The 26,963-nt window shown below is 39.7% G+C and carries 22 protein-coding genes and 2 tRNA genes; 7 read left to right on the top strand and 17 right to left on the bottom strand.

Annotated elements, in window-relative coordinates:
* Positions 1–26: 26 nt before the first annotated feature.
* The 4 genes from IPM34_14430 to IPM34_14415 all read right to left on the bottom strand — a co-directional run bounded on the left by IPM34_14430 (position 27) and on the right by IPM34_14415 (position 2,797).
* Entirely contained in the window at positions 27–1,055 is a 1,029-nt protein-coding gene (locus IPM34_14430) for a D-alanine--D-alanine ligase (protein MBK8956732.1), read from the bottom strand.
* Positions 1,052–1,768 carry an NRDE family protein gene (locus tag IPM34_14425; protein ID MBK8956731.1) on the bottom strand — a complete coding sequence of 239 codons (717 nt, stop codon included), beginning with the start codon at positions 1,766–1,768 and terminating at the stop codon, positions 1,052–1,054. Before IPM34_14425 ends, IPM34_14430 begins: the two co-directional genes overlap by 4 nt.
* On the bottom strand, positions 1,756–2,244 hold the full coding sequence (locus IPM34_14420; GenBank protein ID MBK8956730.1) for a DinB family protein: 489 nt from the start codon (positions 2,242–2,244) through the stop codon (positions 1,756–1,758). The genes IPM34_14425 and IPM34_14420 overlap by 13 nt, the downstream gene beginning before the upstream one ends.
* 142 nt (positions 2,245–2,386) lie before the next feature.
* Positions 2,387–2,797, bottom strand: a complete 411-nt coding sequence (locus IPM34_14415) for a DoxX family protein (GenBank protein MBK8956729.1) — start codon at positions 2,795–2,797, stop codon at positions 2,387–2,389.
* Between the two features lie 798 nt (positions 2,798–3,595).
* On the opposite strand from IPM34_14415, the gene IPM34_14410 reads away from it, so the two are divergent.
* A complete protein-coding gene (locus tag IPM34_14410) occupies positions 3,596–4,729 on the top strand; it encodes a Fic family protein (protein MBK8956728.1) in 1,134 nt (377 codons plus the stop codon).
* A 212-nt stretch (positions 4,730–4,941) separates the two neighbouring features.
* On the top strand, positions 4,942–8,025 hold the full coding sequence (locus tag IPM34_14405) for a gliding motility-associated C-terminal domain-containing protein (GenBank protein MBK8956727.1): 3,084 nt from the start codon (positions 4,942–4,944) through the stop codon (positions 8,023–8,025).
* Between the two features lie 360 nt (positions 8,026–8,385).
* Here the strand turns inward: IPM34_14405 and IPM34_14400 are convergent.
* Together IPM34_14400 and IPM34_14395 are read right to left on the bottom strand one after the other, a co-directional pair.
* Positions 8,386–8,456 (bottom strand) — tRNA-Cys (locus tag IPM34_14400).
* Positions 8,457–8,548: 92 nt separating this feature from the next.
* Positions 8,549–8,890, bottom strand: coding sequence for a hypothetical protein (locus IPM34_14395; protein ID MBK8956726.1), 342 nt, complete (start codon positions 8,888–8,890; stop codon positions 8,549–8,551).
* A 122-nt stretch (positions 8,891–9,012) separates the two neighbouring features.
* Here IPM34_14395 and IPM34_14390 point away from each other — a divergent pair, with 122 nt between their 5' ends.
* Positions 9,013–9,837, top strand: a complete 825-nt coding sequence (locus IPM34_14390) for a thioredoxin fold domain-containing protein (GenBank protein ID MBK8956725.1) — start codon at positions 9,013–9,015, stop codon at positions 9,835–9,837.
* Between the two features lie 516 nt (positions 9,838–10,353).
* On the opposite strand, the gene IPM34_14385 is transcribed toward IPM34_14390, so the two are convergent.
* Genes IPM34_14385 through IPM34_14355 form a run of 7 tightly spaced genes read right to left on the bottom strand, consistent with a single transcriptional unit; the run spans position 10,354 to position 17,580 of the window.
* Positions 10,354–11,061, bottom strand: coding sequence for a tetratricopeptide repeat protein (locus IPM34_14385; protein MBK8956724.1), 708 nt, complete (start codon positions 11,059–11,061; stop codon positions 10,354–10,356).
* Complete coding sequence (locus tag IPM34_14380) at positions 11,058–12,050, bottom strand: VWA domain-containing protein (protein ID MBK8956723.1); 993 nt, start codon at positions 12,048–12,050, stop codon at positions 11,058–11,060. The genes IPM34_14385 and IPM34_14380 overlap by 4 nt, the downstream gene beginning before the upstream one ends.
* Before the next feature lie 14 nt (positions 12,051–12,064).
* Entirely contained in the window at positions 12,065–13,072 is a 1,008-nt protein-coding gene (locus IPM34_14375) for a VWA domain-containing protein (GenBank protein MBK8956722.1), read from the bottom strand.
* Positions 13,069–14,379 carry a hypothetical protein gene (locus tag IPM34_14370; GenBank protein MBK8956721.1) on the bottom strand — a complete coding sequence of 437 codons (1,311 nt, stop codon included), beginning with the start codon at positions 14,377–14,379 and terminating at the stop codon, positions 13,069–13,071. Before IPM34_14370 ends, IPM34_14375 begins: the two co-directional genes overlap by 4 nt.
* 1 nt (position 14,380) lies before the next feature.
* A complete protein-coding gene (locus IPM34_14365; protein ID MBK8956720.1) occupies positions 14,381–15,247 on the bottom strand; it encodes a DUF58 domain-containing protein in 867 nt (288 codons plus the stop codon).
* 2 nt (positions 15,248–15,249) lie between these two features.
* The gene (locus IPM34_14360) at positions 15,250–16,572 is read right to left on the bottom strand and encodes a hypothetical protein (protein ID MBK8956719.1); all 1,323 of its coding nucleotides are present in this window, start codon (positions 16,570–16,572) and stop codon (positions 15,250–15,252) included.
* Positions 16,573–16,581: 9 nt separating this feature from the next.
* Entirely contained in the window at positions 16,582–17,580 is a 999-nt protein-coding gene (locus IPM34_14355; protein MBK8956718.1) for an AAA family ATPase, read from the bottom strand.
* A 69-nt stretch (positions 17,581–17,649) separates the two neighbouring features.
* Here IPM34_14355 and IPM34_14350 point away from each other — a divergent pair, with 69 nt between their 5' ends.
* Entirely contained in the window at positions 17,650–18,366 is a 717-nt protein-coding gene (locus IPM34_14350; GenBank protein ID MBK8956717.1) for a hypothetical protein, read from the top strand.
* Between the two features lie 350 nt (positions 18,367–18,716).
* Here IPM34_14350 and IPM34_14345 read toward each other — a convergent pair whose 3' ends face one another.
* The gene (locus IPM34_14345; protein MBK8956716.1) at positions 18,717–19,769 is read right to left on the bottom strand and encodes a DUF3078 domain-containing protein; all 1,053 of its coding nucleotides are present in this window, start codon (positions 19,767–19,769) and stop codon (positions 18,717–18,719) included.
* 277 nt (positions 19,770–20,046) lie between these two features.
* Between IPM34_14345 and IPM34_14340 the strand changes: the two genes are divergently transcribed.
* The 3 genes from IPM34_14340 to IPM34_14330 all read left to right on the top strand — a co-directional run bounded on the left by IPM34_14340 (position 20,047) and on the right by IPM34_14330 (position 22,201).
* Positions 20,047–21,456, top strand: coding sequence for a M28 family peptidase (locus IPM34_14340; GenBank protein ID MBK8956715.1), 1,410 nt, complete (start codon positions 20,047–20,049; stop codon positions 21,454–21,456).
* Positions 21,443–21,994, top strand: a complete 552-nt coding sequence (locus IPM34_14335) for a hypothetical protein (protein MBK8956714.1) — start codon at positions 21,443–21,445, stop codon at positions 21,992–21,994. The genes IPM34_14340 and IPM34_14335 overlap by 14 nt, the downstream gene beginning before the upstream one ends.
* Positions 21,995–22,130: 136 nt before the next feature.
* Positions 22,131–22,201: transfer RNA gene (locus tag IPM34_14330), tRNA-Gln, on the top strand.
* Positions 22,202–22,608: 407 nt separating this feature from the next.
* On the opposite strand, the gene IPM34_14325 is transcribed toward IPM34_14330, so the two are convergent.
* The 3 genes from IPM34_14325 to IPM34_14315 all read right to left on the bottom strand — a co-directional run bounded on the left by IPM34_14325 (position 22,609) and on the right by IPM34_14315 (position 26,671).
* The gene (locus IPM34_14325; protein MBK8956713.1) at positions 22,609–24,156 is read right to left on the bottom strand and encodes a hypothetical protein; all 1,548 of its coding nucleotides are present in this window, start codon (positions 24,154–24,156) and stop codon (positions 22,609–22,611) included.
* A 179-nt stretch (positions 24,157–24,335) separates the two neighbouring features.
* The gene (locus IPM34_14320) at positions 24,336–25,946 is read right to left on the bottom strand and encodes a hypothetical protein (protein ID MBK8956712.1); all 1,611 of its coding nucleotides are present in this window, start codon (positions 25,944–25,946) and stop codon (positions 24,336–24,338) included.
* Between the two features lie 206 nt (positions 25,947–26,152).
* Positions 26,153–26,671, bottom strand: coding sequence for a hypothetical protein (locus tag IPM34_14315; GenBank protein ID MBK8956711.1), 519 nt, complete (start codon positions 26,669–26,671; stop codon positions 26,153–26,155).
* Between the last annotated feature and the right edge of the window lie 292 nt (positions 26,672–26,963).

Below are 26,963 nucleotides of genomic sequence, written 5' to 3'. Positions count from 1 at the left end.
TGTTTTACTAACGTTCGTTAGATCATTTACATGTTGCTCTTGTAATTGGAAATAGTTTGGTAGTGATTTTTCAATTCGCGGATTCCTTCTTTCCAATCCAGCGCCTTAATGCCATTTTGCTGATGGTGACGACAAATGCGATACATGCAGTGAATATGCCTGAAGATTTCTCTTTGGCCTTTTATATAGCTATGCCTGGGATCATACATGTGTGCCGGTTCGCTCAAGGCACCATTCAGCTCGATGATTTGAAATTTTTGGCCGGCCTCGAATTCTTCCCAGCTGTTGAACTTAATGTCCAGACGTCCGTAGAAAAAGCCCGGGATTTGTGAACAGATGGCATCCAATTGCAAAACCATTTTTTCTGTTATCCGGTGGCTTTGATCTAAAAAAAGTGCACCCCGACAATGGTTTCCATAAGGAGAACAAAGGAATTTTTCATCCTTGGCGGGAATGCTGTTCAAACGACTGGGGTCTTCTTTTTGCAGAGCTTCTATTTGCATCTCCAGACGTGGATCATCTTTCATTAATTGGCGCAAATTGGAATAGCCGTTTCCAGCTACTTCGGGTAAGATCTTTTCAACGATACCGCTAATTTTTCCGAAGGATTGATTAGGCATGCGTATGTAAAACAATCCTATTTCCAATGGATAAGGTATCTCCTCTTGAATAAGATAATCAAAGGTGGCTTCGTCATGGTATTTGATAAGCTCGATGGGACTTTCAATTTTTTTGACCAAAGTTCCACGCAATCCTTTATCTGGTTTTACAAACAGGGGGAATGTAAATTCAACTTCTCTAAAATGAGGTTCCAAGGATTCACCGAATTTAACCAGGTATGTTTTAGGATAATAGTGTTCGGGAATGAGCTTGTAGATTTCCATTTTACTGACATTCATCATACCGCCATTGCGAATGCCGGGATTCACCCGGTTAAAAAAGAAAAAACTACCAGAGCGGATGCTGTAATATATCCAGGGGATGGAAACCGGAAAATAGATCAACCAGGCCGGCCAATATTCCCAATGTCTGAGTTTATGAAAAAACAACTTCACGACTGTTTGAATGTAATTTGAATTTCGTTTTGAAATTGTTCGACGAGGTCGCGATGCAAGACCCGGGCTCCATGCGGGTGAATGACGCACTGGCTTATGTTTTTTGTCAGTAATTTTTCTTCCCGATTCATCAGTAGCCCGTTATGCGGATCGTGTTTACCTGCATTTTGATGGAAGTACAACATTTTTTCCGGGCTTGGATTGGGATTTTCGTGCAGAAATTCTTCAAACCATTGTTTGCGTACGTTGCGTATATCTTTTGAATAGAGCGTTGAGGAAGACCAGATTTGGGCCGAACCACTGTTCAGGAGCAAGTATTCTTTTTCCCGGCCATTCCATCGGAATTGAAACAAATGCCCATTTGTAAAGCAAACCAAAGTAAAAGGTTCGATGTCGGTTAAATTCAAAAGGTCCCATCCATTTTTTAATTCAGGCTGTTCCATCAGGTCAAGCAAAATCAATCCGCGGCTTTTCCGATAGGGTGGCTGGTGTTTGTGTTTTTCTTCCGCGCCATTGAGTAAAATGATGACCCGACCCAAATCATCCACACAAAACCAGCTGCCACCTCCAAGGGGATCCTGAGGATAAAACAGTTGTCTTTCTGCATGTTGAAAGGTCTGCAACGGTTTGGCAGAAGGCCTGTTTATGCTTTCGTCGCGATTGGAAGTAAGGATATGTTGATCGGCAGTTCTTACAAAACTTACTGTGCACATTGATTGCGATAGCTAAGTGTGGATTCTGCAACACCAAAAGGATGGTCTGTAGTCGTTTTATTTAATTCGAGGAGTCCCACTTTGATCAGTGCCTGATGGTGGATACAATGTTCCCAGGCATAAAACAATTCGCGGTGGTAATTCGTAGCGAGCAATTGGTCTTCCGAACAAATGCAGGATTTTAATTGCAAAGTTTTATCGGGAAGTTGGATTTGGCTTGCAATCTGATGAATACAATCTATGGCAACCTGGCGGTTGTTTTGGATCAGCGGGTTTCTTTTCCTGCCATCGTAATGAACGCAGCCCGATTCATAGCCGGATAAGAGTTCCTGAAAGAACTCGATGATGTGCCGCGTATGCTCGCCAATACTGCTGCCACTGAGGGTTTGAATGGCCTGAGCGTATTCCGGATCGCTCAAATTTTGGATATGGATCGAAAGATCGGCTAATGTCTTATGAATAAGGTCGATTTTCATGTCAGATTAGGTTAAACTTGAAGCCCTCAAGGCAAGGTAAGAGATTTGACATGATCAAAATTCCAGGCTACCCGGACTCCATGGCATAAAATTAGGCTTAAATTCTGAAATACGGTTCGCTCTGAAGGCTTTGGAGCCAAACTCAATCGGAATTACGGGCCATCTGTTTCCAAAGTAATTTAAAATCAGTCCGGTGAAGCCAAACCAACAAAGCTGAAAACAAAAAGACCAGCACGGCCAGATAAAACACTTTACCCGAATCGCCCTGCACTTGGATACCCAGCGGACCCAAATGTGAGAAAATCGCTCCTGAAATCACAGCCAGGCTGAGTAAGATTCCGTATAATTTGGTTTGGGGTACCAATAGCAATATAGAAGTTACAAGTTCGGCTATTCCGATACCGATTCTGCCCCAGGGCTCCATTCCCAATTTTGAAAAAATGTAAACCGAATCCGGGTGAGCGGAGAATTTGAAATAGAGGGTTTGAAGGTAAATCAATGCCACCAACAGGCGCAGGACCAATGAAAGATTAAAGACTGAGTGGATATTCATAATGAAAAGTAATGGCGAAAAAAGTATTCAAAATTAATAAGCCTGAAACTAATCTGTTGAATTCTTTAGGTAATTGGTAAATTGTTATAATGAATTTATTAAATTGCTTTGATGGTCAAATTGGATTTAATAAGCAATCATATTAAAAAGCCAACTTTGCCATAAATGTTCCTGTTGGTAGCTTCTATTGTCTTCAAAAATATTGAGGACTCCGATAAAGCTGGTTTCTCCACAAAATTTTTAATAGATTGAATATTCCGGACAAACATATTTATTTGTGCAATTTTGCATTTCATGGTCAACTTTAATGGGCTTATTTCTTTTTATAAAAAAGAATATAAGCTTTTCCATCTTTAATGTGGTAACAAATAAATGTTCCAGTTCCCATTTCTTAAAAACTGCTAATTAGTATGCGTTTGAACCCGAATTTGTTGAATAAATGATTTGTGCATAGAGGTTCGTTGGAGTAAAAATAAAAATCCCCTTATCCTGTCGAATAAGGGGAAATATTCCGCCGGCTGGCGGATTGAGGTCGAGAGCGGATTCGAACAAGTGCCATATTTCAGTATTTACATGACTTCAATTAACCCAGGACATAGGCCAGGACATAGTTTTAGCCAGGATTAATTGGTCCCATCTATTTATTTTGTATCCTTGAGTAACATATTTATAAAATTAGAGTAGGCATTGCTAATGATTAAATAGGCCATTTAAAGTTAAATAAGAAAATCCATATTTAACTTTAATTCGATTAACTTAAATAATGAATTTTATAATTAACTTTACTACGTGATTAAGATTGAGACTTTTAAAGCAGGAAATTTCATTAAAATAATTGATTATAAAGCCTTTAGACCGGAAAATATCAATTCTATTTGGTCTTGGGATGACCGAGAGCTGACCCGACTAATGGAAAAGTCGGCAATTTCCATTGGTCAGTTGGAGGCCTATTCCCATCAGATACCAAACATTGACCATTTTATTAGGATGTATGTTGTCAAAGAAGCTACTGTTTCAAGTCAAATAGAGGGCACTCAAACAAATATGGAAGAGGCATTGCTAAAAGAAAGTGAAATTAATCCTGAAAGAAAAAATGACTGGAAAGAGGTTAATAATTATATCAAGGCGTTGAACTCTTCCATCGATAAATTGGCTGAATTACCGCTTTCTTCAAGAATGCTAAGGGAGGCTCATAGAGAATTACTTAGTGGCGATGTCAGAGGTGAACATAAATTACCAGGCGAATTTCGAAGAAGTCAAAACTGGATTGGTGGGTCATCTTTGCAAAATGCAATATTTATTCCACCCATTTTTCAAGATGTTAATTCTTTAATGAGTGATCTTGAAAATTTTCTACATAACGAGGACACTGGTCTTACAAACCTGATGAAAATTGCTATCGCTCATTATCAGTTTGAAACCATCCATCCCTTTCTTGACGGTAATGGCCGAATAGGTCGACTAATGATTACTCTTTATTTAGTGCAAAAAAATATTCTCAAAAAACCAGTACTTTATCTGTCTGACTTTTTTGAAAAAAATAAACAGTTTTATTATGGCAACTTGACCAGGGTCAGAACGCATAATGATCTGATACGTTGGATAAAGTTTTTCCTGTCGGGAATAATAGAAACCAGTGAAAATTCGAGTCGCACATTAAGAGATATTCTTGAATTAAAAAAAGACTGTGAAGAAAATCGAATATACAAATTAGGTAAAAAGGTAGCCGTCGCTAAAATTCTGCTGGACCACATGTATCAGCAGCCCATTCTTTACGCAGACGATGTTGCTAAAGTAACAAATTTGTCTTTAGTGTCCTCTTATAAATTGATTGAAGATTTTGTGAGGAGTGGAATGTTAAAAGAGATTACCGGACAAAAACGAAATAGGATATTTGTTTTTGAAGAATACTTTTCCATTTTTAAAAAATAATTTTTATTTATAAAGGACGGGCTAATTCATTTTTTTTACTTGTTTACCATAATGGTATTGGTGGTTCAGCGCGTCTTTAAAGGCTCAAAGAAACATGAAGATATTTAACTTATGATAAAGCGTTTTACTTTATAAGCGGATCATTTAAATATGCATACACCCGGATGAAAAATATATATATTATTTTGTCATGTTTTATTTTACTGTTGTGCATGCCGGAACATTGGTTTGGTAAAGAAAATACTGTATTGGATAAATGCAATGATTCCGACATTATATGCACTAATAAAATGGATGTAAACAAGATTGATTATAATTTCCATTCTTATCCGTTGGTCAAGCCATCGGAAAATATAAACAAGCTTTTTGATGAATTACAATTGAAAAATCCCTTTCAACTTTTAGACAGCTGTCCCAGTGGACTGGAAACCGCGGTGTGGTATATGGGTAAACATGGTTTGAATTGGACCAGAGGGTTTCCTGTCGTGGATACCGGTTTTAGTGGCTATGCGGGGGAAGCACATACTTCGATTTGTGACCATTCTGGAAAATTGTTGTTTTATACGAATAACAATGAGATTTATAATTCCATGCATCAAATAATGGACAATGGAAGCATTAACTCTCCATTTGGTTATGCAGGGGCGTCATCCACCATGAATTTAGTTTTACTTCAACCCGGAAGCGATTCATTGTACTGGATCTTTTATCCTGGGCAGATAACCGATTATACCGACACGTTTGCAAAAAAACTAAGATACGCCGTCATCGACATGAGCCTCAACGGGGGGCTTGGAAAAGTAATCCTAAAACACCAGACTATGATAGACACATCTTCAGAGCGGGTGGAAGGCATCAGGCATTGCAACGGAAAAGACTGGTGGATCATCGGTCAAAATGCAATCACACAAGAGTTCACAGTGTGGAATTTGGATCAAACTGGATTGAGCTTAAATGGGAAAATGAACTCTGGGGTAGTTAATAATTTTGATTATAGATATGCTTTAAGAGGGTATCTAAAATCCTCACATTCAGGATCAATAATAGCTGAAGTAACACATGGCGATAGATCTAAACCCAATCCGATTGAAATCCATCGATTTGATCCATCAACTGGTACCATCAGTGGGGGTGTAGTTTTGAACTTAAATTTGATTGGTGAATTTGTTAACGGAGCCGAATTTTCGCCGGACGATACCAAGTTGTACATCACGGGTTCAAAAATCTGGCAAGTGGATTTGAGTGATTGGGATACGGCGGCGATAAACAAAAGTCTGGTGCTGATCTCTGCACAAGCCGGTCGCAACACGGGCGCTCCGGTACTGGGTCCGAATGGTAAAATATACATTACTACATTTTCTTCTATACATACATTTTTGTATACTATAGAAAAACCAAACCTCAAGGGTCTTGCCTGTGATTTTCGTTTGTTTGGATTCAACCTTGGAGCTGGTTCTGGCCTTGGAGCTCCGCATTTTGCACAGGGCATACAATTTCCTTATCGCCTATACACGCGTGGCCCTTATGAATTTTGTGCTGACACTACGGTGCGTTATGTATTGACGGACCCCTGTCCTCATCCAGATTTGGTGTGGCAGCTACCCGATGGGGGCATCATCACCCGACATAATGGAGACACTATCGATGTGTATTTTGCAAAGCCTGGGTATAAACGAGTAATTGCAGCTTACCCCACAGCTTGTGGATATAAAAACGATACCTTGAAAATTAAGGTAAACAATTGCAATTGCACTCCCAACTTTACATGGCTGCTACGAGATAGTTTGATTTGCAGCGGAAGTGAGGCACGATTTAAATTCAGCTCCAATGCTGAAAGTGTTTTCATCAATGGAAATCTGCTTTCTGCAGATAGCTTTAAAATCAATTCATTGTCAAATGATACCTGTCTAAATCTACACATCCATTTTGCTGAGTTTTGTGATAGCACAGCATCAGTTTGCATTTCTACCAAAAAACAAAAAGAAGTTCGCTATGATAGCCTTTGGTTTTGTCGGGGAGATACACTGGTCATCGCAGGTAATACATACAATTCGGATACTTTGTTGTCCATCATCCAGCCAGGACCCTCCGGTTGTGATTCCATTTCTTATCTTCAATTGCTTACTTACCCTGTGGTGAATCAGACGGAACACACCAAGTGGATCTGTCCGGGCGATTCCATCCTCGTCAATTTTCAATGGTATAAAGATTCTGTACAAGTTCAACAAAATTATTCAGACAAGCATGGTTGTGATTCCATGCATACGATTTATATAAAACTTCATCCGGTGCAACAGGTCAATTCGTTTGATCATGTAATGTGCAAAGGAGATTCGGTTTTCTTTTCAGGGGTATGGTTTACAGACAGCCTTCATAAGCAAATTCAATATCAGGATCAAAATGGTTGCGATTCGATCTGGCAGCTAAACATTCAGTATTATCCACAGCAAATACCCGATACCACGGTTTATGAAATTTGTCCGGGAGATTCGGTCCTGGTGCAAGGTAAATGGAGGCATGATACAATTCTTTTGGAATCAGAGTATCAAAATCACTTTGGATGCGATTCAACTCATTGGTCTGTCATTCGACTTAAACACGTCCCTCAGCAACAAAATTTTGAATTTTACCTATGCCCTGGAGATTCCATTTTTATTGCCAATGCTTGGGTCAATACAGAAGCAAGTTGGACATCGCGCAAACAAAACCAAGGAACCTGCGACTCTGTTTTCAATTATGCCGTGAAATGGTACGAGGAGGTTTTGGTAGATGTAGCTTCAGAACATCAAATCGAAGAAGGAGACTCCCTGACACTGGATCCTTATTACTCGTTCAATGTGAGCAAGGTCAGTTGGTCGCCGGACAAAGGCATTGATTGTGTAAATTGTCCAAAGCCAAAGGTAAGCCCGACAGGAGATACCAAATATTATGTGCAAGTCACCGATGAGAATGGCTGCATGTTCACCGATTCCATTTTAATTCGCGTGAATAAAAAAACAAGGGAACCTTATATACCAAACAGCTTCAGTCCCAACGGCGATAACATCAATGATAGATGGATGCCAGTTATGGAGCACGGTAGAGGAACCATAGAACAAATGCAGGTTTTTGACCGATGGGGCAATCAGGTTTTTGAGTGCAAGAACACAAAAGTCAGTACACAAGACTGCAGATCTTGGGATGGTACCGCGCTAGGAAAAAAATGTCAGCCCGGAGTTTATGTTTACCAAATTATTTGGAGAGATACAAAGGGGGTTTTGTATAAAAAAGTGGGAGATGTAAATTTGTTTTTATAGTTCAGAACTTCTTGGTGTGAGTTTTTAAATCAGTAAGTAACAATATTCTGATAAATCATCAATACTTTTCCTTCCTAGCCCTCTTGTTCAACGGGTAGAACGGGATTTTTCGGTTCTTTGGATTGATGTTCGATTCCTCAAAGGGTAACATTTGAGTTCAAATATGTGCATCATGCAGCTCCTTTTCGAACTCTAATTTTATATATTTTATTTAGGTGTTGCTGTAGGTGCTGTTTTTTCTTGATCGATTCTTATCATTCCTTATAAGGAATTCATTGATAATAAGGTGTAATTCATTAATAAATCAATCTAAAATAAAAATCCCCTTATCCGGATGAATAAGGGGAAATTCAGATTATGAGGTCGAGAGCGGATTCGAACCGCTGTACAAGGTTTTGCAGACCTCTGCCTAGCCACTCGGCCACCCGACCTTTAAAGGGAGCGCAAATCTAAGGATATTTATGAATTATTTGAAAACTATTCCAACTTGAAATTCACATAAATATCTGTAATATGTTGAAATTCAATGTTTTAAACGAACATATTTCGCCGATAACTGGGGGGTGGAAAAGTCCATTTCGTCATCTCCGGTGAGAATCACTTTATACCAGAATGTGGCAAATTCAAGTTCAAATTGGATCGAATCTCCCGTGATCACATATTGAAAAGACTGCTCGTCTTCCACAAAATAGATCATGTCGTTTTCAAAACGGAGTTCTGCCGGTCCGCCGGGCTTGCTGGCCCACGACCCCTGGAGGTTCTCAATAGTAAGGGGCTTTTTTGATTTAGCCGCTTCCTGTTTAGAATCGCTTTTACATGAAACCATTAAAATCAAGCTATATAACAATACCTTTATAATTCCCATTTGAATTAATTTAAGGCAAAGTTAATCAACTGAATTTTAGATTTTACCGATCGGCTATTTTTGCCCATCGGACCTTAAAACTTATTTAATAGTGTCTTGTTTTTAAAATTTAATGATCTGGTATGAACCAAACTGCATTTGATTTTAAAAGGGATGTCGTCGATCTCAGTTTTGAAAAACCGGTACTGGTAGATTTCTGGGCACCCTGGTGTGGACCCTGTAAAGTCCTGGGACCTTCATTGGAAGCACTCGAAAAGGAAGATCAGGGCAAATGGGCCTTGGTCAAAATTAATACGGAGGAAGAACAAGACCTTGCGGCCTACTTCAGAATTCAAAGCATCCCACATTGTAAATTAGTTTACGAAGGAAAGATCATCGACGAGTTTACTGGTGCACAATCCAAAGAAACCATACGACAATGGCTCGACAAAATCTTTACTCAGCTGGATCTGCCCGAATTGGTAGAAGCACAGGTAGATGATTTCGATGCCCTGGTTGCAGAGCAAAAGGATTTTCCGGATGCGCACTTCGCAGAAAAACTAGACCTGTTTCTCACCGGCCATCCAGAACACGAAGAAGCGATTCATAATTTAATAAAACACGAGATCTTCTACAATTCCAACAGGGCGATCGAACGATTGAATAACATGCCCTCCGGTTCCAATAAAGGAGAAATTTTAACAGATCTGCAAGCTATCGACGAATGGATGAAATTGGAAGGACCACCGGATTCAAAAAGCCGCGATATTTTGACTAAAGCAAAATCCAAATTGTTTGAAAAAGACCTGGGTCAGGCATTGGAGCTTATCATCGAAGCGGTGCACAAAGAACCTCAGTTCCAAAACGAATTGCCACGACGCACCGGAATTGCATTGTTTCATTTTTTAGGTGCACAGCATCCGATGAGTCTGGAGTACAGGAAGTTGTTTGATATGGCAGTGTATTGAGGAGGCTGAAGGTTAAAAGACTGAAGGCTCAATGAGCGAAGCGCAGAGTACAGGGAACAAAGAGTAAAGAGTAATGTGAAAGAATAAGAAGCTTAAAGCGCAAAGCGAAAAGCTGAAAGCGGGGAGTGATGGTGTCCCGACATGAAATTGCTGAAATAGAAATACATCACCTTTATGTCGGGAAGAAAATTACGATTATATAAAGATTACAGAATCATTAATTTAACCAAAATCCAGCCCCGTAGGGGTGGAATGTCAATAGTGAAAGAATAAGAAGCTTAAAGCGCAAAGCGAAAAGCTGAAAGCGAGGATCTAAAGGTCAAAAGGTCTAAAGGTCGAAAAGTCGAAAAGTCAAAAAGTCAAAAAGTCAAAATCCCGATAAAATTGCATAATATTTTAGTAAAGAAATAATTCTCTAAATTTTATCGGGACAAAAGGTCAAAAAGTCAAAAAGTCAAAAGGTCTAAAGGTCAAAAAGTCGAAAGGTCAAAATCCCGGGACAAAACCTCTCAAATGTCACCAATCTTTCTCCCTCTTCGGTGATTTGCTTTGGGCTTTTTGCAATTTTTGTCTGGTTTTCTGATCCTGTTCACCGATCATCCTGAGTAATTGTTCCATTTGATCTTGGTCCATTTTGGAAGCGGAATTTTCGTTGACTTGATTTTCTTTTTTTTGCTCATTTTTAGAGGAAGGCTGTTGCTGCTGTGATGAATTTTCAGGAGTCGTTTCTTTTTCCTCCTCTTTCTTTTGGTCTTCGTTTTTTTGCTGCTGCTGTTGCTGTTGCTGCTGCTGCTGTTGTTGTTGTTGCAATTGCTGCTTAGCCAGGATCAGATTATTGCGGGCATCGTTATCGGATGGCGTGCGTTTAAGGGCTTCTTTGTATGCATCTACGCTTTTGTCGAATTGCTGATTATGAAAATAAGCATTGCCCAGGTTGTAAAAGGCCTTTGCCTGTTTTTCCTTTTGGGTTTCGGATGGAATGCTGTTTTTATAATATTCAATGGCTTCCTGAGTTCTGCCCTGTTGATACAAACTGTTTCCAATGTTGTAATAACTCTTAAAACCGGGTTTAATGGCATGCGCCTGCCGGTATTGTTCTTCTGCATCTGTAAAACTCGAATCTTTGTAATGTTTATCTGCTTTTAAAAAAAACATGGATGGATCCTGGGCATTGGCAAGCCATGAGGTGATCAGATAAATAAAAGCGAATCCAGTTGATTTCATAATTTTCTTCGAATGACTAAAGTTTCAACAATAAGCAAGAACAGCGCTATCAACAAGAAGTATTGATAAAGCGAATTGTAACTGCTGAACGACTGGTAGGTGATTTCTTTTCTGGCTAAGGCATTAAATTTTTGTTTGAGAAGATCAAATGCCTTTTCACCCGATTGTATTTCAAGCAATTCACCACCTCCCGCGTCGGCCACTTCTTTCAATAATTTTCTGTTGGGTCTGGTAATGATGAGCTGTCCTTCCCGGTCTGTGCGATAATTACTTCCACCCTGATATAAAGACGGTATAGGTCCACCCTGATCGGTACCAACAGGAACTGTAAAAATGGTAATACCTTTATCTTTGGCATTTTTTGCTGCGGCTAAAATCTCACCTTCGTGATCTTCTCCATCGCTCAAAATGATCAGCACTTTGTGAAATCCTTCTTCTTTAGAAAAAGATTTTTCAGCCAGTTTGATCGCTTCAGCAATAGCCGTACCCTGGGTTCCCAGATTTTGAGGAGCAGCGCTGGTGGCAACATGAAATACAGTGGCCAGATCTGTCGTCAATGGAGTATGCAAATATGCACTGCCGGCAAAAGAAATAAAACCTATACGCTCAGATGGAAATCTTTCCAAAAATTGTTTAACCCATAGTTGGGCCCTCGAAAGCCTGTAGGGTTTTATATCCTCACACAACATGCTCTGCGATACATCCATGGCCAGATATACATCGATGTTTTGCGTCTTCGCTTTTTCTTTCTTTTTTCCAAATTGTGGATTGGCTAAACTAACGATTGTAAGTAAAACGACCATAAAAAACAACAAACTTTTCAGCAGGCTGTAATCCTTGCCCAATAACCTGAATTTTTTCAGCAAACCGGGATCCCCCAATTTTTGAAACGCCTTTTTTCTTTCTTTTTCTGCAAACAGATAAAGAACATATAAAACAGGCAAGATCGCTATCAGGTATAAATAATCGCTGTCTTCGAATCTAAACATGTTTGCGTTCTATTTTAATGATTGATGCGAAGCCATGTCTTTCTTAATATCCATTCCAGCATCATCAGAAAAAAACCAGCTACCAGAAAAATCCTGAATTCTTCCGAATACTTTTTAATGTACCGGATTTCTACTTTGGTTTTCTCAAGTTGGTCGATTTCCTGGTATATCTCTGCTAACTTTTCTGCATTGGTAGCCCGGTAATAATTCGCTCCCGTGTACTGACTAATTTGTTTCAACAATTGTTCGTCAATATTGACCGGAGCCATGCCAAATACGTATTCACCATGGGGACTTCTTCCAACAGGGGAATAAGCTTCTCCGTTGGTCCCCACGCCTATGGAATAGATCTTGATCTGATAATTCTTGGCGAGTTCGGCTGCGATGCCAGGTGAAATATCTCCGGCATTGTTTACTCCATCTGTGATCAGTATAGCTATCTTACTTTTGGCCGAATCTTCCCGCAGGCGGTTCACAGCTGAAGCCAATCCCATCCCAATGGCCGTTCCGTCTTCAAGTAAGCCGCATTTTAATTCCATCAACAGGGATTTTAAAGCATCGTGATCTGTAGTCAACGGACATTGCGTGAAGGCCTCCCCGGAAAATGCGGTTAACCCGATGCGGTCATAGGGCCTTTTTGAAATAAAATCAACAGCCAGTTGCTTGCTGACTTCAAGCCTGTTTGGTTGGAAGTCCTGACTCAACATCGACGAAGATAAATCCATGACGAGAAATATGGCTACACCTTCTGCATCGACTTTTTCTTCTTTCAGCATCCAGCGGGGCCGGGCCAGTGCCAAAATAAATAATGCCAGGGCAATCAGTCGCAGATAGGGTAAATATTTTAACGTGCTGATTCTCCAATTGGAGTGCTGAGGCATTCCGGTGAGATCCGGAAAAAAAATTGCATTTGTTGTTCCGGGAGATTTTCTCAACAACAAGTATGCGATATAAGGCAAGAGCAGCAGCAGTAGCAAGTACCAGGGAGATTCCCATTCAAACCGGTCCAGAAAAAAATTCATCCGACAGGAATTTTGCGTAAAACTATTTTATCATTTTTACCGACTGCAAAAATGCCTCTGGCTGTCATGGACTCCTTATTCCACAAACTCACGACGTAAAGCACAGGTGTGAATATGGCGATCACCGGCATGGATATCAAAAACATCAATATTCTGATTAGCCGATTGGTTTCAGAAGAAAATAAATTGTTTTGCCATTTGTAAAATCTTCCGGTATGGCGATGATGCATTGCAATCCAGTTGGCCGGCAATTGATATTTATTTGTAGTAAAAATTCCTGTAAACAAATTTAATTCTTCAAGTTTCTTCTCACTTTCATAGAGTTCCGCTAAAACATCCGGAACGATTTCCATGGGATCCTCAAATTGATTGGCGAGCTTTTCTCCAAGTATGGCCAGAAAATGTTTTCTATGTTCAACTGAAAGTTGCTCGCTTTGTTCCCGATGATTTTTTACAAATGCTTTGGCTGTTTTTAACCACTCTTCATGGGATTCGACTGCGGGAAACTTATTGGCAAACTTGACAAGATCACTGGTGGTTAATAATCTGATGACTTGATCATTTTCTTCACGATCGGTCAATTTTTCATTCAATGCCAAATAAATATCAGAAGTGGTATGTTCGATGGCGGGAATAAACAATCCATCAGACAAAAACTTCCTGACGATGTTGCTTAACCTGTCGTAAAAAAGCTTTATTTCTGCTTTTTGCCAGAGTTGCTCGCGATCCAATGCATCGAGCTCATTCCAGGCAATCTCCCAGGGTTTTGGAACACTGGTGTGTTCTAACTTCAGAACATGGGCTTTGTCGGCCTTGAAAAATTGCCACAATACAAACAGGATCAAGAGAAGAATCAATAAACTCATTAAAATGATCGTGGCCATGCGAGAGCCGGCACTTGTTTCTTCAATGGGTTTGATTAATCTCAACTCGCTTAAACTATCCAAAGGATAATAAACGCGCAAAAACAGAGAAGTTCCCGGACCATCTTCAGAACTGATTTGCAATGGTATTTTGAACACACCGCTGTCAAAAACGGAAAACAGGATTTTTTTGGAGAAATTTTGCCGATCTGATTTCCAGTTCTCTTTTTCGAGTATGCTCAGCCAGGATAATGTGTCGAGTAAGTTGTCAATTTCACGAGTGATCAGACTGTCTTTACAAGATATATATAAATATTGTTGGCCGCCCAACAGCATGTCCGTGGAATCCAGTTTCATCTGGTAATCTGCCATTCCTTGTGTATGGGCAACAGATGCTGAATAAAGCAAGGCCAGAATTCCGATATAAAATGATTTTAATTTCAAATCAACTTCTCTTTTTGAAAAAATTTAAAAGCGTTTTGATATAAGTTTCATCGGGTTGCAATTCGAGATACGAAGCTTTCGATTTCAATAATATCTGTCTGATGCGGGAGAGGTGAGCGTTTTGTTGTTCGCGATATTTTTTTTGCCATTTCAGATCTGTAGTATCGAGCAAAACCTCTTCATCGGTTTCCAAATCTCTGAACTGAAACAATCCGGATGCCGGCATTGCTTTTTCCAAAGGATCTCGCAGCAACAAGCCAATGAGATCGTGTCTTCGGGATACAATCTTAATAGTATTTTCAGGTAAATCATTCTGAAAATCTGTCATCAGAAAACTGATGCATCTTTTATTTTGTACGCGATTCAGATACTGAAGGGGAAAATGATAATTGGTTGCGCCCGACTCCGATCGTTGAACCAGGAGTTCGCGGATGATTCTCAATATATGTCGTCTGCCTTTTTTCGGAGGAATGTAAAGGTGGATTCGGTCGCTGAATAATATCAAACCTACTTTATCCTGATTTTGACTGGCTGCAAAGGCAAGCACAGCAGCAATTTCTGCTGCCCACAGGTATTTTTCTTTATCCTTCGATCCAAATTGCATCGATTTGCTGATATCGATGAGCAACATCAAAGTCAACTCTCTTTCCTCTTCAAAAACTTTCACCTGTGTTTGTCCGGTTCTTGCAGTAACGTTCCAGTCGATATGCCGGATGTCATCCCCTGGAGAATATTCTCTTACTTCTGAAAATGACATTCCCCTTCCTTTGAAGTGGCTGTGGTAAGCACCAGAAAATAAATGCTGGCTCAAACCTTTGGTTTTGATCTCGAGTTGCCTGACTTTCTTAAGGATGTCTTGTGTCAACATGCTCAATACATTTTTCTTAAGGGTCCGGTTTTTCGAATTTTATCCTGGAGCAATGCATAAGGAATGATTATTTTCCGGTTTCCCCAAACCCGGTTAAAGTCTGAACTGAAACAAAACCCTTCGGGTCTTAGCGTCCAGTGACTAAACTTTTCAGTTTGCACATAGAGTTTAAATCTGTTTGAAGTGTTGACGCTCATCATTTCCTGTTTTTTCCAAGCGATGTAATCATCAAAATATTTCTTGTAATCAAATTCCTTTTCAAAGAGTTCATCGATACTGACAATTCTGTTGTTTTTCCGGTCGTAATTAAACGACAGGTTCCGTGTTTCTTCGCTCCAGGGCTCCTCGAATCTGAAAATGCCGGTCACCCAGTCTTTGTGCACCCAATCGATATCGATGTAGGCTGAAAATTCCCGGATTTTTTCAACGGGTGCATTTTGGTAATAATTCACGACCTGATCAGCCCATTTGTCTAAAAAAGCATGCAACCACTGGTCGAATTCGCGGTCATTCAGCTGAAGATACTGGGCATAGATCTTGATACCGGGCAGCACTTTGTTTTTGCAAATGAATTTTTGTTTGGCATTTGCGTTCCAGTGTTCTATTAATTTAAATTTATTTTTAAAATTTTCTTCGGTTTTAAATTGGCTCTCGTTAATCTTCTCTAATCTGAATTCCTTAATTCGTTCTCCAAAATAATCGTGCATGCGCAGGTTCATGATCTTACATTCCTGATCTTCACAATCTCCAGTTACAATATATCCGGTTAATTTTTGCGGAACGCTGAGTGTACCATAAATTCGCTGGTCAATATCGGTTTGCAACTGTACAAAAACCTGATCCTTGTCCATTAATCCGCTGAAGGATTGATACCAATTGTGTGAACTGCACACCGGTGTTGCAAATCCTTCGCGATGTTTTTTCATTAATTCGATAAACATTCCGGATTCTTTACCGGTATCCATCCACCTCGCACGGAGTCCTGTTTCGTAAACTTCAGCCAGAAGAAAGCCCAAATGTGTATAATTACTATCCTGAATGATAAGTTTGAATTGATCTGCATGATAAGGGCCTTCCACAAAAAAACTGTCATTACTTTCCAGTTGCATAAGGATGCCCTTGTATTCTTTTAGATCGTGTCCAAGGACCAAAGAATAAGGATCTCCTTTATGGCTTAGTCCTGCAAAAACCTGAACCCAAAGTCCTTTATTTTTTACTCCGAATAAATCAATGACATGCCTGACTTGTGGTCCGGGATCGACCTGCTGGGCATGTCCATAAAAACATACAAGTGTTAGTATCGAGAAAATCCAGTTCGTTTTCATTTTTGAGGACTAAGGGACTTCAATTTTGGATAAGATTTTCGAAATAATTTCGTCCTGGTTGACATCTTCCGCTTCCGCTTCATAACTCAATCCTATGCGATGGCGAAGGATATCTCTGGAAACATGCTGTACGTCCTCGGGTATGACGAATCCTCTATGTTGCATAAATGCATGTGCTTTACTTGCGTGAGCCAGAAAAATGCTGGCACGCGGAGAGGCACCGTATTCGATGTAGGAGGATAGTTCCTTTAATTGGTAGTTCTCCGGATTTCTCGTCGCAAAGACCAGACTTAACAAGTATTTTTCGATGCGTTCGTCCATATAAACCTTGAGAACGGATTTTCTGGCTTTCAGAATATCATCGGGGTGAACGACCACTTCGGGTTTTTGCAGAACCTGCTCATTGAGATTCCTCCGTACAATTTGTCTTTCTTCTTCAAAAGCCGGGTAGTTTACGACGACCTTCATCATAAACCGGTCGGTTTGAGCTTCCGGCAGAGGGTAAGTCCCTTCTTGCTCAATTGGATTCTGTGTCGCCAGAACCAGGAAGGGTTCTTCCAGTTGAAAGGTTTCTTTGCCAATGGTGACTTGTTTTTCCTGCATGGCTTCCAGTAAAGCCGATTGAACTTTTGCCGGTGCTCGGTTGATCTCATCGGCCAAAATAAAATTGGCAAAAATGGGTCCCTTTCTGACGGAAAACTGGTGATCTGCCGGATTGTAAACCAGGGTACCGAGAATATCCGCGGGCAGGAGGTCGGGAGTAAACTGGATCCTGCTGAAACTGGCATCAATCGACTGGGCCAAAGTTTTGATCGCTAAAGTCTTTGCCAAACCGGGCAATCCCTCCAGTAATATATGGCCTTTTGTGAGCAAGCCCAGCAATAACCTGTCGAGCATGTATTGCTGGCCGACTACAATTTCTTTTTGTTGGTTCTGCAACTTCTCAATGAACGCACTTTCAATGAGGATCTGCTGATTTAAAGACTCGATATCAATATATGAGGACATAATTCACTTATTTTATACCATAGAGGCGGCGAAATGATCAAATTTGCGTTTTCAATTAAACGCGAAAGCATGGCGAAAAACGCAAATTTGGTTTATTCGGGATACATCTGGATGCTGCTTTTATATTTTTTTAACACTTTGTGGCTCTCTGCGCAAAATATACAGGATCCTTTAGCCAATCAAATGGCCATCCGCAATATGAAAACGTCCTCTGTACTGGTTCGTTTGGAGTCATTTGATAAAAAGTTGCAATATATAAAGCAATCAATTCAATCTGAAAAATGCAATGAAGCCTGTAAGGCGAAAAAAAATAAGGAAATTGAAGAAATCCTAAAATCAAGAGATCAATTTAATCGGGCGTTTATTGAAGCATTCCGGAAATATTATCAGTTTAGCAAGGTCTATTTTTATTACGACAAAGATCACCATGAGCTCCGGCAAAATCAATTTGAAGGTACTTTGTTCATCGACGACAGTCTGCAATATTGTTCAGGCGGCCCTTTTCCAACGGATTCAGTATATATCCTGGGAAAAGGAAAAACTCCTGAATCCGAAGCTGAAGGATGGATATTTCAATACCCGGATGGAATTGCAATGCAAAAAGGCTTTCCTTTTATCACCCAGAACAATGCCAAAACACTGATCACCTATTTCTCATCCAGTGACCACCTCAAAAAAAATTGCAACTACATCGTTAAAAAACTCAATAAAGATCTGTTCAGCTATTATCACAAAACGGAAATGAAAAGAATGGAAGGGGAGCGGGCATGGATGGGTGGCCAATGAGAACTTGTAGGAAAAGGCGATTCATGGTAAGAACAAAGATTAGAGAGCAAAGCGTCCCGACATGAAGTTGCTGAAATAGTGCTTTGGAAAAAATATCCATGTTCATCTTATCGGGAAGTCGAAGGCTCTTACATAAATTTTGTTAAACTTTCAGCATACTATCAAGTGTTAGTAACTAAAGTGCCTCGGACTTTTTGCCCCCGATAAAATAAGACTTGTGTTTTTTAGCCAATTTATACTTGTAATTTCACAGGAATAGCTTTGAGGAAATTCTTGCATAGGATGGGATCGGAATTACCATCCACCTATGGGAATAACCAAACTACAACCTGGAAACAGCTTACTGAAAACTATATTCTTCTCGTATAGGTCACCAGCAATTGCTCAATCACATTGATTCTTCTGCCGGTACCTTGGATGCCGCCTACCGCATTGCCGTCGCTGATGTTGTTAATTTTGTCGTGATCGTAGTAGAGGTCTGCTTTGAGGTTGAGATGAAATCCTTTGAAGAGCTCAATACCAATATTGTTCATCCAGACTACATCGATGTGTTGGGGCTGGTCGAGGTAATCGGAAAACAAACTCAGTTCGCTGGCTACGTTCAGTTTATCGAAATATTTATGCGTATAACCGGCTTTGACAAATGCACCCAATGCGAATTTGCTGGTTTCGTATTCCGTTGTACTTCCTTCTTTCAAAGGGGTGCCGTGAACACCCAAATTGGCAATTTTTTGATCGCTGATAAAAAGCAATTGTCCGGCTGCGGGTGAAATAAAAATCTGCCAGTCTTTGCTTTTTGAATATTGAATTCCAGGAGCGAATGTGATCAGTGCCGGTGAGAACAATTTGGATACCAGTTTGGTGTTGTAATTGCCTTCATTTAATTCCTTCATGTAAATCAGCTGCGTTGCTGAATCTACGTAACTGTTGAACAACTGACTTCTCAAACCGAAATCAAATGCATAAGACCAGGCAGATGCCTTCGAAGTTTTAAAAGCAAGATTTGAATTCAATTGCAACATGTCCAGTGCCTTTCTGAAAGGAACTTTTTCATCGGAGCCCGCGCTCACCAGTCCGGAACCGGTTTTTTCAGCTGAAAAATTAAATAAGATATCATTTTTCCAGCTGGTCAGGCCCTTTTTAAGGGCTGCTTTATATTGAAAGGCACCACCTAATCCCAGACGGCTGTTTCCTGCTCCCAAATAAGGATTGATGTTCAACAATTGTCCAAGATCCAGTCCAATGGCAGCTGTGCGGGTCCATCCTTCTTTTTCTTCCAGGTTTGTCGAGCTGCTTAATTGATCCATTCTTGCTTTTTCCTGTGCTGCTTTCTGCTCATCGGTCTGAGCGGATGCAAACAAAGCGAGGCACATCGCCAAAGTGGTAAACATCAGATTTTTCATGCGTAAGTTTTTTAAATTTATTGAAGTCACAAAGATTGCAAATTTTGACCTGGTTTAAAGGACTTCAGCCCCCTTCTTTATCTATGCTTGTGGATGGGGATTACGGGAATTCATACCTTGAATTCACTCTGATCCTTATAATATCCTGGTTAAGAGCTTCATCACCTGCAATTTGTCTGAAATCAGCCCGCAAATGCCATTTTTTACTGCAAAATCGATTTCTTTGTTGAAAATTAATTTTAGGGTTTATTTAATGAACATGAACGTAATGAAATCGATGGGGTTTGGCCGAATAAAGCGGACCCATTTTATAATTTTTTATCTATGCGTTGGATCTTTTAGCTTAACCGGCCAACAAAAATCTGAAGAAGACGATGCCTTCATGATTAAAAGCTTTTTTGAACAGGCTTTGGATGGGCAAATTGCTTACAAATGGCTGCATTATCTATCGGAGCATATAGGTGGGCGGATAGCAGGTTCTCCTCAAAGTCTGGCAGCTGTCGAATTTACGGCACAGGTTATGGACAGTCTAGGGACCGATACCGTGTTCAGGCTGCCCTGTACGGTGAATTACTGGTATCGCGGGGAAAAAGAGAAGGCACGCATTGTAAACCACGCGGCCTTTGGAAGTCTGGAGCTGAAATGTCTGGCATTGGGTGGATCCGGGAGTACCGGACCGGATGGATTGGCTGCCGAAGTGATTGAATTTAAGTCGCTTGATGATTTGCGGGCAGCAGGCGATAAAGTAAAAGGAAAGATCGTATTTCTTAGCCGGGCTTTCGACAACAAACATTTGCGAACTTTTAATGCATACGGATCGGCTGTGGATCAACGCGTGTTTGGCCCCGATCTGGCCTCTAAAATGGGTGCAGCGGCATGCATCATCAGGTCGATGACGGGAAGAACCGACGACTGGCCGCACACCGGGGTCACCATTTTTAAGGATTCTTCCAAAGTAATTCCGGCATTAGCACTGTCTACAAAATCAGCTGATGTATTAAGCCAATGTCTTGCATCCGGTCCCACTCAAGTTTATCTGAAAGCTACCTGCGAAAATCGCGGACCGAAAGAAAGTTATAGTGTTGTCGGTGAGATCAAGGGATCCAAATACCCCGAAGAAATCATACTGGTAGGCGGCCACCTCGATTCCTGGGATGTAGGAGGTGGTGCGCACGACGACGGAGCCGGATGCGTGCACAGCATGGAGGTCATGTATTTATTGAATCGACTGGGTTACAAGCCCTTGCGGACGATTCGATGTGTCCTTTTTCAAAATGAAGAAAACGGACTGGCAGGTGGGCTTTCTTATGCCAAGTTTTCTAATACGAACAAAGAATTTCATCTCGCTGCCATAGAGTCTGACGCCGGTGGATTCACTCCACAAGGATTTGGCTTTGATGGGGAAAGCAAATTATTGGAGCGATTTAAAAAAGTCATACCTCAATGGGAATCGTTGTTGGGCCCATATAACATAACTTTTTCACCGGGTGGAGGCGGAGCCGATATTGGACCGTTAAAAAGCCAGGGGGGAATGTTGATCGGATTAAGACCCGACAGTCAGCGATATTTCGATTACCACCACACCGAACAGGACCGGATTGAAGCCGTACACCCGAGGGAGTTGGCATTGGGTTCTGCGGCCATGGCCAGCCTGGTTTATCTAATCGACAAATATGGAATCCGTTGAGATCGATGGATTGTATTTCGAAAAATTTATCGGCAGCGAGGCTATAAATCAGTGTGTGCAAAGGTTGGCCGGAGAAATCAATCTTTTTTATGGTCGTGAATCCGTTCAATTGATATACCTATTAAAAGGTGCGGAGAAATTCTCCAATCGAATTCAGCCCTTATTTCAATTTCAGACAGAACTGCATGCTCTTGAGATCAAGACATACGAAGGACTGAATTCCAAAAATCAAGTTCGGATACCTGAGGGCTTGCTGCAAAGGCTGGTTCCGGGTCTGCCCATCCTGATCCTGGAGGACATCATCGACAGCGGGAATACCCTTTTTGCATTGTGTCAATTTCTCATGGAAAATGGGTATACCGATTTGAAAATTGCCAGTTTGCTTTTTAAACCCCGATCCCTGAGATTCGGCATCCATCCTGATTTTGTCGGGGTGGAGATCGGACCTGAGTTTGTCGTTGGATTCGGAATGGACTATAATGAAAAGGGCCGTGAACTCGACTGCATCTATAAATTGAAAGAAAGGCAAAACGGCTAACATTTATCAGGATGCCATTTTAATAATATGGTCCATTGATTATCAATTAATTAATGAAAAATTAGATTAGAATTTTTAGAATTACCTCTATTAGAATTCAGGATTCTCATTATTTTTGCAGCCCGTTTAGGACCATTGACCCATGGTGTAACGGTAGCACTACAGATTTTGGTTCTGTCTGTTAAGGTTCGAATCCTTATGGGTCAACAAAAAGAGCTCTGATTTCAGGGCTCTTTTTTTTTCTTTCATTGGCTTCGCGGGACACAGGTCAGGCTTATGTAGCTTTGGCAGATGACGAACTCCGGTTGCTGAAGCATGGTATACGATAGTTCATGGATAATAGTTGGTCGTTTGTATATTTATGGCTTAGAATTGTGGAACTATTAACGAGTGTTAGTTATTGCAAATTTCAAAAATGTCATATTTGAAATGGATCCAGGCAAAATAAAAAATTCGAATAAATTTATTTGAATCCATTTAACAGCCAATCATACAATCTAAACTGCTCATTTTGTGTTGAAATAATAAAAATTTTATTCTATTAACTCTTAGTGATAATATTCAGGAGATGAAATCCAAGAGATAGCGCGAAAGAATTAATTTTTTTTTCCTCATTATTTTACTTCAGAAATACCATGCCTTATCCTTGCCGGTTCGATGAGCCTGTCGATCCAGTCCTGAGTTTGTCGTGCATTGCGAAGCGGCCTGCGGGGCGGCAAGTCCAACAGGATTACATGACTTTCCGTTTCATCATAGTTGTAGAGCAGTTTTAGGGCATTGAAATATATTTCTTTATAAGATTTCTCTTTTTTATTGGCCGGGAAATCCATTTTATAGATGATTGCTTTAACAAGCTCTTCCGAAAAGATACAGATGAGCAGATCTTTAGCGAGTATATTATAACAAGTGTCGGGATGAACCAGCCAGTCCAGTACTGGTTTGTTCAATAAAGGCCACAGACGAAGTAGTTGTTTTCTGCTCTGCCAGTGAAGTTCAAACGAAGAGTGTAATGAGTTGCAATAATATTTGGAAAATTCATTGATGAACCGATTTAAGAATTGCCTCTGTTTGGCATTGGGTAAAAAGCTTTTATTCAATACTCGATCGCCAATGATTTGGGAAATTTTATATAAGTGGAACATTGAGATGTCTTCGAAGAAAAGGGATGGATTGTAATGTCCAATGGTCATAAAGAGCTTAGTATTCAAATAGGATAATTTTTCCAATAGCGATTCATTCGGCCAACTGTTGAAATTTGTGCCATCATCTCCGGGGAAAATATAGCCCTCATACCACAGGGTCGTGTCTTTGCTTGCGAAGTATTCCACTTTTTTGGTGGAGTCGAGGGTTGAGAGGTATTCTTCCTCAGTAGGGGGTTCAAGTTGTTCTTTTAGCATGGCTTCCCGAATGCTGTCATTTCTGATTGCTTTTTCTTTTTCCCATTCTGCATTTTTTATTGAATCCCGAACGATGGCATTGCGCGTGAATTTATGGTCCCAGATGAAGTTATGGAGACTATTTGTTGTGTCTCGATTGTTTTCAAAGTATGACTTTTCAATAATGAATATGCTATCAAGTTGGCTATTTTTCTTTTCAGTGATCAATGAAATAAATGTCCCATAAGTTGGAATTTTTGTTCTCAGAGAAGTCAATACATTGGAATAAAATATTAGCCAATCATCTAAGTTCCGGTCATCGAACATATTTATTAATATACCACTTTTTTCTTCTCTTTCATTAAATAATACTATAATATCCTCGATGGAGAGTTGTTTAGTTAGTATTTTAATCCATCTTCTTTTATCATGCTTCAAAGCAAAGTCTAATTTTGAAACAAAGCTGCTGTCTTTAAAACTAAGAGATAATATATAGTCTTGGTAAATCCCGTTTTTCCTTTTAAGTACTTCATCCATTTCCATTGATACTCCAACAAAAGTGGTTTTACGATCGCGGAACATAATATAATCTTCATTCTGCAGAAAGTAGTGCATCAAAATACTATCGGGTTTAAAAAAATTATTTTGGATGCGTTTAAAAATCTCCATCCACCTGTAAATACATCCAATTTGATAATAATTGGTTTGAATTGGGCAATCAGTTTTATTAAGTTCAATTAATTGGATGATGGTATCTCGGTCAGAAACCTGAGAACGTAAATTCATTTGAAAATAAAATAATGAAAATACTAATAAAATCTTTAGCTTTATTTCCATTGCTTTCCCTGATTTAAAGTGAGTGGATCAAATGACCAGTCATTTTGATTGCAGCAGGATATAGTATTTGAATTTTTTTGATAAACTTCTTCATTTCTGCATCATTGTGCATAGGATCAATTTCCACTTCAATTATCTACTTCAGAAATCCCATGCCTTATCCTTGCCGGTTCGATGAGCCTGTCGATCCAATCCTGCGTTTGTCGTGCATTGCGAAGCGGCCGGCGGGGTGGCAAATCCAACAGAATTACATGACTTTCCGTTTCATCATAGTTGTAGAGCAGTTTTAGGGCATTGAAATATGTTTCTTTATAAGATTTCTCTTTTTTGTTGGCCGGGAAATCCATTTTATAGATGATTGCTTTAACAAGCTCTTCCGAAAAGATACAGATGAGCAGATCTTTAGCGAGTATATTGTAGCAAGTGTCGGGATGAACCAGCCAGTCCAAAACAGGTTCATTCAACAAAGGCCACAGACGAAGCAGCTGTTTTCTGCTTTGCCAATGCAGTTTGCTCGAAAGGTGTAGTGCTGTGCAATAATATTTAGAAAATTCATTGATGAACTGATTCAAGAATTGCCTCTGTTTGGCATTGGGTAAATAGCGCTTATTCAATATCCGATCTCCGATGATTTGCGTAATTATAAAGAGTTGGTTCATTTGCAAGTCCTCGTCTAATTTTAAGTAATTATACATACAGATCGCATAGAAACGCTTTGGATTTAATTTAGTCAATTTTTTAATTAAGGCACTATTTGACCAGGCTTTGAAATCCGTTTCATTGTTTCTAATGATAAGGAAGTCATCATGCCATAAGGTAGTATCTTTCCTAATTAAATATTGCGCTTTATCAGTGGAATCTAAGGTAGACAGATACAGTGCCTCATCAAAAGGCGCATTTTCCAATTCGAGCATTGCATTTCGAATGCTGTCATCACGTCTTTGAACGTTCAGAATCATTTTTATTCTTTCAAGTGAATCGCGGATTTCATCACCTCGATTGAAAACATCTTCCCACAAACTCTTGTCAAATTCATTGTTCAAATCCTTGAGCGTATCAAATCGCTGGTATTCCAAATTTAATAGACTATCACATTCCGGAATTCTGCAGTCCCTCAAAAGTTTAATTACCATTCTGTAGTCTGTTCTGTCAATTAATAATGTGTCAATCAACGCATGGTATACCTCGGGAATTTTCGTCTTACTCAATTTTCTAATAAGACCTCCAAATAAGAACACTCTGTATTCGACATCTGTATGGTTCTTATAGGACTCAGTAATCTGATTGACAGGTAATTTATCGGACAAGTATTTTAAGAGAATATGCGATCGGTAAAGTATGGAGGAGTCCAATTGCATTTGCGAAGGATATTCACTCATTCTGTATGACAATCTGTAGGCTGCTAATTGATCTTCCATATATCTTGCGGATCCAATATAATACCTATAATAAGGTCGGTGTTTTTCCAGGATATACTGAACTGAAGAATCAAAGAAATTTAACAAATTAGAATCATTTGTAAAATAGTAATTATCTAATAAATAACTTGCCAAACTCCATCTTTTAGTACAATTAAGACTTGACTCCGATGATGCAAGTGGACATTCTACTTTGTTTGAATCTATTAATAGTATGATGTTTGCACCTGTGCTGATTTGCGCGCAAGTTTGATGTCCTAAGAAAATGAGCAGGAACAGGATATTATTAATATTCAGTTGTAGCGAAATCATTTTTTCCATTGCTTTCCTTGGTGTTTATTGATGGGATCAAATGACCAGTCATTGTCATCGTGTTTCGTAATAGACCCATTTATTAATAAATTGAATTCCTGTAAGATACAGCTGGATTCTTCATATACATATCCAATTGTCTCTCTTTTTGAATTGTACATGTCTAAGGTATCTATTACTCCGGATTGTCTTACAACAAATTTATCATCATTGTGTTATATTTCCCAAGCTGCCGAATGTAAAGAAAATTCCCCACCTACGACCGGAAACCAAGGATCCTTGTTATAAATTTGACCACCCTCAGTTATAAGAACGTATAAGTAGTTCTGTTGTGACCAGGAAATTTCATCCATACGATGGCCTGCCAAAATGCCCTGGATGTGAAGCGGTCTAAACTCCATGCATTCAGATATGTTTTGATTTTCATAAAGGTCGATGTGATCTACTACATACACTGTAATCGTATAAGTTTCGGAAGCACCTGTAGTGTAATTTGTGATTTGAATGGTATAATCTGTTGTGATTTGAGGTTCGACCGTAACTTGATAGGAATATTTGTACATGTCAGCAACAGGTTGCCACAAATAACAATTCTCCGGATCGTCCATCACCGGTGCAGTTAGTTCGATGACTTTTTCTTTACAGGTTATAATTTTACGGGGATATTCAATTCCTGAAGATGAAAAGGCTTTTTCGAAAATGATGCCTTTAGGGTAAGCAAGGGAATGGAGCATGATATAGGAATTGGCAATACTCTTAGTGAATGTCCAAACAATTAAAGCAAGCCGATTGACCATCGAAATGGTCAATGCACAATTGTGCGATCAATTTATAATGAAAGGAATTTATACAAATGCTTTTGCAGCATTTTAAACAAGAATTTCATCAAAGCTGGCCGTAAAGGTTTATAGCCAGTTTTTCAACTTTTTGAATAATTGTCCTATTCGTCAGGTTAATTTTACATTAGCAGGTGAACAGTATAAGACAATAACCGGCAATAATTTGATAATCCAATTAATTTCATAC

It is taken from the genome of Saprospiraceae bacterium, assembly GCA_016716185.1.
Classification (GTDB): domain Bacteria; phylum Bacteroidota; class Bacteroidia; order Chitinophagales; family Saprospiraceae; genus Vicinibacter.
This window is presented reverse-complemented; position numbering and strand designations above follow the sequence as displayed.